Annotated in this window: 7 protein-coding genes and 4 pseudogenes; all 11 read right to left on the bottom strand. The window is 40.3% G+C overall.

The genetic code is table 11. The features are described from left to right. Positions 1-82 precede the first annotated feature (82 nt). Positions 83-1,023 (bottom strand): annotated as a pseudogene (locus JCM19043_RS03405) (bifunctional riboflavin kinase/FAD synthetase). 12 nt (positions 1,024-1,035) lie between these two features. Further along, the gene (gene truB / locus JCM19043_RS03400) at positions 1,036-1,944 is read right to left on the bottom strand and encodes a tRNA pseudouridine(55) synthase TruB (protein WP_062319989.1); all 909 of its coding nucleotides are present in this window, start codon (positions 1,942-1,944) and stop codon (positions 1,036-1,038) included. Between the two features lie 77 nt (positions 1,945-2,021). Further along, positions 2,022-2,372, bottom strand: a complete 351-nt coding sequence (gene rbfA / locus JCM19043_RS03395; protein ID WP_062319988.1) for a 30S ribosome-binding factor RbfA — start codon at positions 2,370-2,372, stop codon at positions 2,022-2,024. A gap of 35 nt (positions 2,373-2,407) precedes the next feature. After that, positions 2,408-2,686, bottom strand: coding sequence for a DUF503 domain-containing protein (locus JCM19043_RS03390; RefSeq protein ID WP_062319985.1), 279 nt, complete (start codon positions 2,684-2,686; stop codon positions 2,408-2,410). Beyond that, positions 2,686-4,626: a translation initiation factor IF-2 gene (gene infB, locus JCM19043_RS03385; RefSeq protein WP_062319983.1), complete on the bottom strand. Its 1,941-nt coding sequence runs from the start codon at positions 4,624-4,626 to the stop codon at positions 2,686-2,688. Before infB ends, JCM19043_RS03390 begins: the two co-directional genes overlap by 1 nt. A gap of 19 nt (positions 4,627-4,645) precedes the next feature. After that, positions 4,646-4,963: a ribosomal L7Ae/L30e/S12e/Gadd45 family protein gene (locus tag JCM19043_RS03380; protein ID WP_062319981.1), complete on the bottom strand. Its 318-nt coding sequence runs from the start codon at positions 4,961-4,963 to the stop codon at positions 4,646-4,648. After that, a complete protein-coding gene (rnpM, locus tag JCM19043_RS03375; protein ID WP_062319979.1) occupies positions 4,944-5,225 on the bottom strand; it encodes an RNase P modulator RnpM in 282 nt (93 codons plus the stop codon). Before rnpM ends, JCM19043_RS03380 begins: the two co-directional genes overlap by 20 nt. 13 nt (positions 5,226-5,238) lie before the next feature. Continuing rightward, positions 5,239-6,365: pseudogene (nusA, locus tag JCM19043_RS03370) on the bottom strand (transcription termination factor NusA). A 13-nt stretch (positions 6,366-6,378) separates the two neighbouring features. After that, positions 6,379-6,849, bottom strand: coding sequence for a ribosome maturation factor RimP (rimP, locus tag JCM19043_RS03365; RefSeq protein WP_062319977.1), 471 nt, complete (start codon positions 6,847-6,849; stop codon positions 6,379-6,381). A 230-nt stretch (positions 6,850-7,079) separates the two neighbouring features. Then, positions 7,080-11,372: pseudogene (locus tag JCM19043_RS03360) on the bottom strand (PolC-type DNA polymerase III). Between the two features lie 61 nt (positions 11,373-11,433). Beyond that, positions 11,434-13,127: pseudogene (locus tag JCM19043_RS03355) on the bottom strand (proline--tRNA ligase). Positions 13,128-13,135: the final 8 nt, after the last annotated feature.

The raw sequence follows: 13,135 nt of genomic DNA, 5'->3' as shown, positions 1-13,135 counted from the left end.
TAGCAAACGTTGGAGTTATCGTGTTGCCAAGCGGATGGTTTCCGTTTACTAGATTAACCTTTTTCAACGAAAAATGCAAGTGTTAGCTCTTATTTTTTAAAATTATTTGTCGGATTGTTTGTTCGTCTTGCTCAATTTGAGCAACGAGTGAATCAATCCCGTCAAATTTTAATTCTTCTCTTACGTATTGTTGCCATTCTATTTCAACTGTTTTACCGTATAAATCTCCTGCATAATCTAAGAAGTGCACTTCTAACTTCACTTGTTCTTTTGAATCTTCAAAAGTTGGATTGTAGCCTAAGTTAGCCATACCATCGACCTGTTTACCGTCAATCAAGGCGGTAACATAATAGACCCCTGTCTTAGGAAGCGCTTGTGACTCATAGACGCTAAGTTAGCCGTTGGATAGCCAATCGTCCGCCCTCTTTTATGGCCATGGACAACGGTCCCTCTCGTTTTTAAGGGACGAGTAAGTAAGTTTTGCGCTTCATCAACACGCCCAGCTTTTAATAATTCCCGAATGCGGGTAGATGAGACTTTTTCTGTCTGATCCGTAAACTTCTCAACAATGGTCACAGAAAAATGACCTTCAGCATCATCGACAAGGGTGTGGACGTTTCCTCTTCCTTTATGTCCATAACTAAAGTCAAATCCACTCACTAAATGTTTGACATTCAAATCAATAATGAACCGATCGATAAATACTTTCGGTTTTAACTTAGCTAATTCTTTCGTAAATTCAACCACATATAAGAAATCCACACCACATTCATCAAAAATCACAATCTTCTGTTCCATCGTTGTTAAATATTCGACTGCCCCAGGTTGTTTCATTAATACCTCTTTAGGGTGCGGTGTAAAGGTCATAACCGCTAATGCTAATTGTTTATCTGTGGCAATTTGTTTCGCTTCTTGAATAACCCGTTGATGCCCTAAATGCACGCCATCAAAAAAACCGATGGCTAATACAGCGGGTGTCTGTGGTTTATCTTGCGTTTCTGTTGATAATCTTATCACTTCCATAAAAACTCTCCTCTACAGATTAAACCCGCGCAAAGACTTGATGACTGTTTGATCATTCGGATGGGTTTGATAAATGGCTAACAACTCACCATTATGTTCCATCCGATAAGGTGTATCCGCTAAAAAGCCTTCTGGACGTTTGAGCTTTTGACCAAAACCAATCTTTATTTTTGTCTTTTCATCTACTTCCCACACAGGTAAATGCGCGAGTCCTGTTTGTAATGGGTGCAAAATGGTATGTAGGGCTTGTTGTTCTTTTAATTGTTCAAGTTCATCTAATGTTACCGCTTCTTTTAATGTAAACGCAGCAGAACGTGTGCGAATAAGGTGTGACATATGCGCCGGATAACCTAACGCCTTGCCAATATCAACGCATAATGTTCGAATATACGTCCCCTTTGAAACGGTAGCTTCAAATGAAAACCGAGCCACGTCACCCTCTATTCGTATAGAACCAGGTGCTAGTGTCAGTTCTTTAACATGAATCTGACGTGTCGGTCGTTCAACCGGCATCCCCTGTCTAGCATACTCATATAATTTTTTACCGTTTACTTTCACCGCAGAATAGAGCGGGGTTATTTGCGTTGTCTCACCTAAAAATTGTCGTAACACTTTCCGTACTTCGACTTCTTCAAAAGGCTTCAAAACAGGCTGTGTCTCTAACACTTCACCTGTCTGGTCTTCTGTTGTTGTTGAAACACCTAACGTTATTTCAGCTTGATACGTTTTATCCGTATCTGTTAAATAAGGCACCACTTTGGTCGCCTCGCCGATACAGATTGGTAACACACCGCGCACATCAGGATCAAGTGTCCCTGTATGTCCGACTTTCTTTGTATTAAAAATCCGGCGTAACTTCATCACACAATCATGACTCGTAAAGCCAATAGGTTTATCTAAATTCACAATACCATCTGTCATTTTCCAACACTCCTTAGTGTAAAAAACAAAGGAAAACCCTTGTCTATTGTAGCACAAGGGTTCTAGTTTAAGCTATCTTAATCATTTGATTCGTGTAAGTCTCGAATAAGCTTTTCAATTCGATTACCCGTCTCGATCGTATGATCGATTTCGAAGAAGAGTTCAGGTGTTTTTCTCAACCGAATCCGGTGACCAATTTCTGAACGAATAAAGCCTTTGGCTTTTGTTAGTCCAGTCAGTGTCGCCTCTTTCTCATCTTCACTACCTAGAATCGTCAGATACACCGTTGCTTGTTGTAGATCACCCGTTACTTCAACATCAGTAATCGTAACAAAACCAACACGTGGATCTTTAATTTTGCGATTAAGAATATCGCCTAACTCTTTTTTCATTTGCTCTGCTACACGATTTGCACGCAGTTGACTCATATAAAGTCACCTCTAACTTTCAAATATCTTTCTCTTTAGTCATACCACTCACGGTCAATATTTAAACATTCTATGCGCAGGTTTTGATCAAGTAATTGAATGGCTTGATCTATCACCCGCTCACATGGCACGCGAGCATTAGCGACAGTGACAAGACCTAGCATCGTTCGTTGCCAGAGGTCTTGATGATCTAATTCACTGACACTGATATTTAGTCCTCTTAGTTGATGCAGAATACGTTTTAACACATGACGCTTTTCTTTTAATGAATGGGCATCATAAATTTTACAATCCACTTCAACATAAAGTAGCATTAGCGCTTAATTTCTTCCATCACGAAGCACTCAAATACGTCGCCTTCTTTAATATCATGGAAGTTCTTCAGCGTAATCCCACACTCATAGTTTGTGGCAACTTCTTTGACATCATCTTTAAAACGTTTCAGTGTATCAATTTCTCCTTCAAAAACAACCACACCATCACGAATGACTCGTACACCTGCATCACGTGTGATTTTGCCTTCTATGACATAACTTCCAGCAATCGTACCGATTTTAGACACTTTGAACGTTTCACGTACTTCCGCTTGACCAATAACTTTTTCTTCGAACTCAGGATCAAGCATCCCTTTCATCGCTTGTTCAATTTCTTCAATCGCTTTATAAATAATACGGTGTAAGCGCACATCAACATTCTCAGTATCGGCTGCTTTTTTCGCATTATTATCTGGGCGCACGTTAAATCCAATCACAATCGCATTTGAAGCTGATGCTAAAATGATATCTGATTCCGTAATGGCACCAGCACCCGTGTGAATAATATTAATCTTCACACCTTCAACATCAATTTTCTTCAGCGATGCCGCAAGAGCTTCAGCTGAACCTTGAACATCGGCTTTAAGGATGATATTTAAGTCTTTAATATCCCCTTGCTTAATCTTTTCAAATAAGTCTTCAAGACTTACTTTTGATTGTTCGCCGCGACGTTCTTCTAATTGTTTTTGTTGACGCAATTCACCAATTTGACGCGCTGTTTTTTCATCTTCAAATACAACAAACCGATCGCCTGCTTGAGGAACATTACTTAAACCTGTAATTTCAACAGGTGTTGAAGGGCCAGCTTTCTTAATCCGTTTACCTAAATCATTCACCATGGCTCTCACGCGACCAAAGGTGTTACCAACGACAATTGGATCACCGACGCGTAACGTCCCGTTTTGAACGAGAAGGGATGCGACAGCACCGCGGCCTTTATCAAGTTCTGCTTCAATAACTGTACCGTTGGCACGACGATTGGCATTGGCTTTTAATTCTTCTACTTCTGCAACAAGTAGAATCATCTCTAGTAATTCTTCAATACCTTCGCCTTGAAGAGCTGACATCGGTACGAAAATCGTATCCCCACCCCAGTCTTCGGAAATGAGTTCATATTCTGTGAGTTCTTGCATCACACGGTCAGGATTAGCCGCTTCTTTATCCATTTTATTCACAGCCACAATAATTGGCACTTCTGCCGCTTTAGCGTGATTAATCGCTTCAACTGTTTGAGGCATAACCCCATCATCAGCTGCTACGACTAGAATAGCAATATCTGTTACTTGAGCCCCGCGTGAACGCATGCTTGTAAAAGCCGCGTGACCTGGTGTATCAAGGAACGTGATTTTTTTACCCGCATCGGTACGGATTTGATACGCCCCAATATGCTGGGTAATACCACCTGCTTCACCAGCTGTCACACGCGTGTTACGGATAGAATCTAGTAAAGTTGTTTTACCATGATCAACGTGTCCCATAATTGTGACAACGGGTGGGCGTTCTTTAAGATCCTTCTCATCATCAATTTCAATATATTGTGTTAAGTCTGTTTTTTCAACTTCTACTTCTTTTTTAACGGCCATACCATATTCACCTGCGATAAGTTCAATGGTATCTTCATCTAAATCTTGGTTCTTATTTGCCATGACACCTGCAAACATTAACTTTTTAATAATGTCATTGGCCGGTTTGCCGAGCAATTCACCAAGTTCAGTGACATTTAAAGTACCCGAATACGTTAACGCATTGTCATCTTCTTCAACAGTTTCAGCTACGTCTCCTGATACAGCATAATGCTGATTGAGTAACTCTACTTCATCATCTGTCATCGTTGACATGTGATTTGTGACGTCACTTCCTAATTCTTTCAATGTATTGACAACATCTTTACTTGATAATTCGTGCATTTTGGCATATTCATAGACTCTTACTTTAGCCATACAGTCACCTCCGAGTTTTCTAATCGAGCAATGATACTATCTTTTTCGCAAAACCTTGATCGGTTATGGCCACAGCCACTCGTCGTGATTTGCCTACTGCTTGAGAGAGCAAAGCTTCTTCAACAAATGTGACACACGGTATACCATAATGATGTGACTTGTCTGTCAAACTCTTTTTAGTATTTGTACCGATATCCGATGCAAGCAACACGAGCTTTGCTTCTTTTGACCGAATCACTTTTAAGATCTGATCTTCACCAAAAACAATCGCGCGTGCACGTGTAGCTAGGCCTAATAAATTTAAGATTTTCTGATCATTACTCAATGGTTTCACCATTTACTACTTTTTTTAATGCATTATATATAGATTGAAGGTCATTCGTTTGTAAATGACGTTCAAGAACATGATTTTTTTCCGCCTTTTCAATAACAGCTAAATCATTTGCGACATAATATCCCCGACCATTTTTCTTTCCAGACGGGTCAACGAAGATGTCGCCCTCTTTTGTTTTAACGATCCGAATCAATTGATCTTTTTCATACATCTCTTGCGAGACGAGACATTTTCTTAGTGGTGTCTTTCTATTCTTCTTTGGCATCTTAAAACACCTCCTAATTAAATAAATCGTCCATGTCTTCAAATAATGGGCTATGTTCTTCGTTTGTTTCGATGACTTTTAAGTCTTCTTCTGCAACAATACCCAGTTCTTTTGCATCTGATTCACTCTTAATATCAATTTTCCAACCGGTTAATTTCGCCGCCAGACGTGCATTTTGTCCACGTTTACCGATAGCTAATGACAATTGATTATCAGGGACAATGACGGTCGTTGCTTTATTATCTTCATCAACGATGACTTTTGTCACTTTAGATGGACTGAGAGCATTAGAAACATATTTAACAGGATCATCTGAGTATTCTACGATATCTATTTTTTCACCTTTTAACTCATCAACCACTGTTTGAACACGTTGTCCACGCTGTCCAACACATGAACCGACAGGATCAATGTCTTCATCAGCAGCATAGACAGAAATCTTCGAGCGATCGCCCGCCTCACGTGCGACTGATTTAATCTCAACGGTCCCATCATAAATTTCTGGTACTTCTGTTTCAAACAAACGTTTTAACAGACCCGGATGTGTGCGTGACACATAGACTTGCGGACCTTTATTTGTATTCTCTACTTTTGTCACATAGACTTTGATGCGGTCATGCACACGATACGATTCGGTTGTCATCCGCTCAGATTCAGCTAATTTCGCCTCCACTTTTCCTAAGTCAATATAGACAAAGCGTGGATCGACCCGCTGAATAATCCCATTCATAATGTCATCTTCACGCTCTTGGTATTCACTGAAAATCACACTACGCTCCGCTTCGCGGACGCGTTGGGTCACGACTTGTTTGGCTGCTTGTGCGGCAATTCGGCCGAAATCACGTGGCGTCACTTCAACTTCGACAACATCTTCAACTTCGTATGATGGGTCAATTTCTTTTGCTTTGTCAATGGAAATCTCTTCTTGAGGGTCCAATACTTCCTCTACGATTTCTTTACGAGAGAACACTTGCATCTTTCCTGTGTTTTCATCTAACGCTACCCGAACATTACTTGCTGATTTAAAATTCTTTTTATATGCAGAAATGAGGCCGCTTCTAACGCCTCCATTAACAAATCTTTATCAATGCCTTTTTCTTTACTTAAATAATTTAGGGCATCAAATAGCTCTTTACTCACGTTGTTTCCTCCTTTAGTTAAATGATACCGCTAATCGAGCTTTTGCTATTTTCTTATACGGTACGTCTAATGTTTTTTTACGGGTTTTATCCTTGTATTCAATCGTGACGATATCATCTTCAGATAAACCAACAAGGTCTCCCTCAATCGCTTTAAAACCACTGATCGGTTCATAAAACTTTAAGTAGACATGATGGTGCATGAATTTTTGAAAATCTTCACGTTTTTTTAGCGGACGTTCAGCTCCTGGTGATGACACTTCTAAATAATAAGGATCTTTGATTGGATCATCTTCATCAAGAGATTCACTTAAACGTTCAGAGACAAGGCCACATTCTTCAATATCTACGCCGCCTTCTTTGTCAATAAACACGCGCAAATAAAAACTTTTACCTTCTTTAACGTATTCAATATCAACGAGTTCTAAACCTAAATCAGCTAAAATGGGTTCTACTAAGTTTTGGGTTATTTCTGTTACACTCACTTGTTTCGCCTCCTTCAAAATGGTACATCTGTCAATTCATCACGAGTATTTTTACAATGTTAAATCCCTTGCCGTAAGACAAGGGATTGACGTGTACAACATTTAGCTACATGACCATAAAGCAGTGAAAAGTGCCAGGCACTCTTCGTTCACGACCATTAAAATCTAAACCAATCATAGCACAACTTTCTATTGAATTCAAGTTGTGAAGTTGTAAAGAAAGGGAAGGTTTAGAAAAGTGATAGTTGATTTTTTTCTTCCATCCCATTTAAACAACCTTGTTGGTCTAAATATTCTAGCACTGTTTTAGAAATACGGCTTCGTTCTCGTAAATCTTCTTTAGATAAGAATTCACCATCTTCACGTGCTTTCACAATGTTAAGAGCGCATTCGTCCCTAAACCATCAATCGCATTAAATGGTGGCAGTAACCCGTCTCCGTCAACGATGAAATCTGTTGCACTTGATTTATATAAATCTACTTTTTTGAAGTGGAAACCACGCATATTCATTTCAAGTGCTAACTCCAAAACGACAACTAAACTCTTCTCTTTCGGCTGAGCATCGTTTCCTTTTTGATAGATGTCTTTGATTCGATTACGAATCGCCGTTTCACCTTTGATCATCGTATCAATTTCAAAGTCACTCGCACGAACAGTAAAGTACGCCGCGTAAAACAGAATCGGGTGATGCACTTTGAAGTAGGCAATACGAATCGCCATTAATACATAGGCTGAGGCGTGCGCTTTAGGGAACATATATTTAATCTTACGACAGGAATCAATATACCAATCAGGGACATCATTTTTCTTCATTTCCACGACCCATTCATCCTTAACCCCTTTCCCTTTACGCACCGATTCCATAATGGTAAAGGCTAGTGACGCGTCAAGTCCTTTATGCATCAGATAGACCATAATATCATCACGACAACCAATCACCTCAGGTAATTGGCAAATACCTTTATTGATTAGTTCCTGGGCATTACCGAGCCATACATCTGTCCCGTGAGAGAGTCCTGATATAATGACTAATTCAGCAAACGTACTCGGTTTTGTATCTTCTAACATTTGACGAACGAACTTGGTCCCAAATTCAGGTACCCCTAACGTCCCAGTTTCACACATAATCTGTTCCGGCGTCACACCTAAAACATCTGGTGAACCGAAGATTTTCATCACTTCATCATCATCGGTTGGGATCTCTTGCGGGTCAATACCTGATAAATCTTGCAGCATCCGGATCATTGTCGGATCATCGTGACCGAGAATATCAAGTTTTAATAAGTTATCGTGAATCGAATGGAAGTCAAAGTGTGTGGTCTTCCACTCTGAGTTCCGGTCATCGGCTGGGTATTGAATTGGTGAAAAATCGTAAATATCCATGTAATCAGGGACAACAATAATTCCACCCGGGTGTTGACCAGTTGTTCGTTTAACACCAGTACATCCTTGAACTAAGCGATCCACTTCGGCATTTTTAATAAATAAGCCATTATCTGAAGCATACCCTTTGACATAACCGTAAGCCGTCTTTTCTGCGACGGTCCCAATTGTACCTGCTCGGTAAACATTGTCTTCACCAAAGAGTACTTTTGTATAGTTGTGAGCGACCGGTTGATACGCACCAGAAAAATTCAAATCAATATCAGGGACCTTGTCCCCTTTAAAACCGAGGAACGTTTCAAAAGGAATATCTTGACCATCTTTTTTATAAGGTGTGCCGCATTCTGTACAATCTTTATCTGGTAAATCAAAACCGCTCCCGTACTCTCCGTTAGTAAAGAAATGATGGTGTCGACACTTCGGACAGACGTAATGTGGCGGTAAAGGGTTTACTTCCGTTATTTCTGTGAAGGTTGCAATGAGTGACGACCCAACGGACCCACGGGAACCAACAAGGTAACCATCATCGAGTGATTTTTTCACGAGTTTATGGGAAATCAAATAGATAACCGCAAACCCGTGTCCAATAATACTCTTTAACTCTTTTTCCATCCGGTTGACGACAAGTTCTGGTAACTCATCACCATATAAGTTATGCGCAAACTGGTAACTCATATCACGAATCTCTTGATCTGCTCCTTCAATTTTAGGTGTATACAAATCATCTTTGACCGGGGTCACATATTCAATGAGATCACTGATTTTATGCGTATTTGTTACAACAATTTCTTTTGCCTTCTGTTCACCTAAAAATTGAAAAGCTTCCATCATCTCATCTGTCGTTCTGAAATAAGCATCTGGTAAGGTTTGACGACTGAGCGGATTGGCATTTTGTGATTTAATCAAGATTTGTCGGTAAATCTTATCGCGTTCTTCGATGTGATGGACATTCCCAGTCGCTACACACGGCTTACCTAACTCATCCGCTAGCTCGGTGATGTTTCTTAAAATATCGTACAGTTGAGCCTCGTTTTGAATAAGTTCCCGGGTAATGAGTGGGTAATAGTTAGCGGGTGGATGCACTTCAATATAATCATAAAATTCTGCCACACGAAGGGCATCTTCCTTTGATTTTTGCATCATCGTTTCAAACACTTCACCCTTATCACATGCTGAACCAATCAAAATCCCTTCACGCAATTGCGTTAGCTTTGAACGCGGGACACGGGGGACATAATGGAAATAGTCAATGTGTGCCATAGAAATAATCTTAAACATGTTTTTAAGTCCTACTTGGTTTTGAGCGAGTAGGACGGCATGGTAAGGTCTTGCGCGTTGATAACTGTTGCCCTCACCCATATGGTCATTAAACTGGTTATGATTATAAATCTCGCGTTCCGCTGATTCTTTAATTAATTTCCATAATAAGTACGCCGTTGCTTCCGTATCATAAATGGCCCGGTGATGCTGAGTCAGTTCAATATTATAATATTTACACAACACATTCAGTCGGTGACTTTTGAGTTGTGGTAAAATAAATCGTCCAAGTTCAAGCGTATCAATCACCGGATTAGTTGCTTCTGGTAACCCCGCTTTAATAAAGCCTTGATTAATAAAACCCATATCAAACTAGCGTTATGAGCGACTAAAATATCATCACCCATAAAGTCTTTAAATTCTTTTAAAACCTCTTCTACTTCAGGCGCATCTACTAACATATCATCCGTAATACCTGTGAGATTAATGATCGTCTCAGACAGTGGCTGGTGTGGATTACTGAATCGTTCAAATCGTTCAATGATTTCGCCGTCTTTTACTTTGACCGCCGCCAGTTCAATAATCGTATCATAAACCGCTGATAAACCTGTCGTCTCAACGTCAAATACAACATAAGTAGCCTCATCTAAAACAATATCTTTCGCATGGTATGCAATTGGGACACCATCATCGACCAGATTGATTTCAACCCCATATAACATTTTAATACCTAATTGCTGGGCTTTACCGTGTGCTTCAGGAAAGCCTTGCGCCCCGGCATGATCAGTAATGGCTATCGCTTTATGCCCCACTTCGCTGCCTGTTCCACAAGCTGTGCTGGTGAGAGTACCGCATCCATTTGCGACATCATCGTATGTGCATGTAATTCGATCCGCTTCTCATCCTCTGGATACGTATCTTCTCGTGTCGCCACTGTTATTTCATTTAAATCATTCATCATCATCGTTAACTCATTGCTAAAAGTATCGGTCTGGATGGTTCCTCTGACTTTTACCCACATCCCTTTTTTCACCCGAGCCAACCGTTCTTTATCTCGATCATCACGGGAGAACATTTTAACACTAAAGGAATCGGTATAATCTGTTATTTTGGCAATCAATAAATGACGACCTGATTTTAGTTCTCTAATTTCAGCATCAAACACATAGCCTTCAAAGATAATACGACGATTTTCTTCAGTGATTGATTCCATTGATACGGCTTCTTCTTTGATTGGATAACCAATGACAAGAGCTTCATCCTTATTTGGATCGTCAGCTTTTGCCTTTTGCTGTTTTTGCTGATCTTCCATTGCTTTTTTGACCATCAATTTATCTTCTAATGCTTTTTGTTCTTGGAACTTTTGAATATCTTCTGTCTTCACTTCTGTTTCGCATTCGACTTTCCATGTCGGCAAGCCGTACTTTAGACAGTAGCTTCGGAATGAGTCGTTAAATCGATTTTTAAGAACCACACTTTCTGTTTCATTCCGTGCTTTTAAATATAATTTTTGATTCTTTACGACTGGCAACTGTTGTTCAATCCAATCACGGTAAGCCGGCGAGAGTGCCGCACTTGATTCTAGAAAGTCACGCCAATAATATTGCATCAATTCACCATCAACAGATTGTTCACGTGATTGAATCGTAAAATCAATGGTCGCGACTGACTGAAACGTCTGCTGCAGTTTCATCCGAAATTGCTTAAACATTTGAATGGGTAACACATGTGGTAACTCAAAATGAAACACCCATTGTTTCTTTTTCTTATAGACATCCAGCTTTAAAAGTTGTGCTTCCGTAAAATAAGAGGCGCGATCGGCTTCTTCAATCTGTAGTTGCTCTAATAAAATAGTCATCTTTTCAGTTGGCGATGTTTTCATGACAATCCTCCTCACTGTTTGTAACGGAAAACCCTTGTTCTTCAACAAGGGCTTCGATTACTTATATAGTCTTGATATAGGCCATTAATTGTTCGATCGTCATCTCTTGTTTTTCATCACGTGTTCGTTCTTTAACTTCTACAATACCTTCTGTTGCTTTTTTACCGACCGTTACACGGACAGGTAAGCCAATCAAGTCACTTTCAGCAAACTTCACGCCTGCCCGTTCTTTTCTATCGTCGTATAACACGTCAACACCAGCATCCGTTAATTGTTCATATAAGGTGTCGCCAAGCTGTGCTTGTTCATCATTCTTACTGTTGACGACAACAAGATGAAGATCAAATGGCGCCACTTGTTTCGGCCAAACAATACCTGCATCATCATGATGTTGTTCAACAATAGCTGCAAGTGTACGAGAGACACCAATACCGTAACAACCCATGGTCAATGTTTCACTTCGACCTTGGTCATTTAAGACTTCTGCCCCTAATTCTTTCGCATAAAACTGCCCTAACTTAAAGACTTGACCAATTTCGATACCTTCTGCGAAGGCGATCACACCTTTACCGTCAGGTGACTTGTCTCCTACTTGGATAAAGCGAATGTCTTCATACGTAAACGTACCAAAATCGCGTGTCGGGTTGACATTAATATAGTGGTAACCATCTTCATTTGTCCCACATGTTGCGTTGGCAACACTTTTCACAGCTAAGTCACAAATGACTTGAATGTCTTCATGGACACCAACCGGTCCGAGTGAGCCAAAATCAGCGCCTAACTGTTCACGCGCCTCACGTTCAGTAGCCATTTCGACATTTTCCGCTTGTAAGACGTGCTTTAATTTGATGTCATTCACATCATGATCCCCACGTGTGACAACGAGCACATATTTCTCATCTGCCTTAAACAGTAATGATTTTAAGCCTTTTTCACGTGCATGACCTAAGAAGTCTGCGACTTCTTGCATCGTTTTTTGATTCGGTGTTGCTATCTTTTCAAGAGTCAGTGGTGTTTCAGTTGATGGCTCATAGTCATCATATACCTCTGCCATCTCAATATTCGCCGCATAATCTGACTCCGTAGAATAAGCAATCGTATCTTCTCCGACTTTTGAAAGAGCCATAAATTCATGCGTATCTTTACCACCCATGGCACCTGAGTCGGCAATCACTGCTCTAAAGTTTAAACCTAATCGGGTGAAAACACGACTATAGCTTCATACATCGCACGGTAACTCTCATCTAAACTTTCATCTGTTAAATGGAAAGAATAAGCATCTTTCATAATAAATTCACGGCCTCTTAACAAACCAAATCGCGGACGACGTTCGTCACGGAATTTCGTCTGAATTTGATACAGAGTGAGTGGCAATTGTTTATAGCTTCTGACTTCATCACGCACAATACTTGTGACGACTTCTTCATGTGTTGGCCCTAACACGAACGCACGATCATGTCGATCGTTTAAGCGCATCAGTTCAGGCCCCATCTTATCCCAACGGCCCGACTCTTGCCACAACTCAGCTGCTTGAAGTGCTGGCATAAGCACTTCATTCCCACCAATCGCATCCATTTCTTCTCTGATCACTTTCTCTATTAAGTTTAAAACTTTCTTACCAAGAGGGAGGAATGTATAGACGCCTGAGAAATTCTGACGAATATATCCCGCTCTAAGGAGTAACTGATGACTTATGACATCAGCATCTGCTGGTGTTTCTTTTAATGTTGGTATCAATGTTTGACTTTGTTTCATTTTCTCTT

It is taken from the genome of Halolactibacillus sp. JCM 19043 (assembly GCF_001310395.1).
GTDB classification, from domain to species: Bacteria; Bacillota; Bacilli; order Bacillales; family Amphibacillaceae; genus Halolactibacillus; species Halolactibacillus miurensis.
The sequence above is the reverse complement of the archived record's forward strand: the minus strand, read 5'-3'. Positions and strand labels throughout refer to the sequence as shown.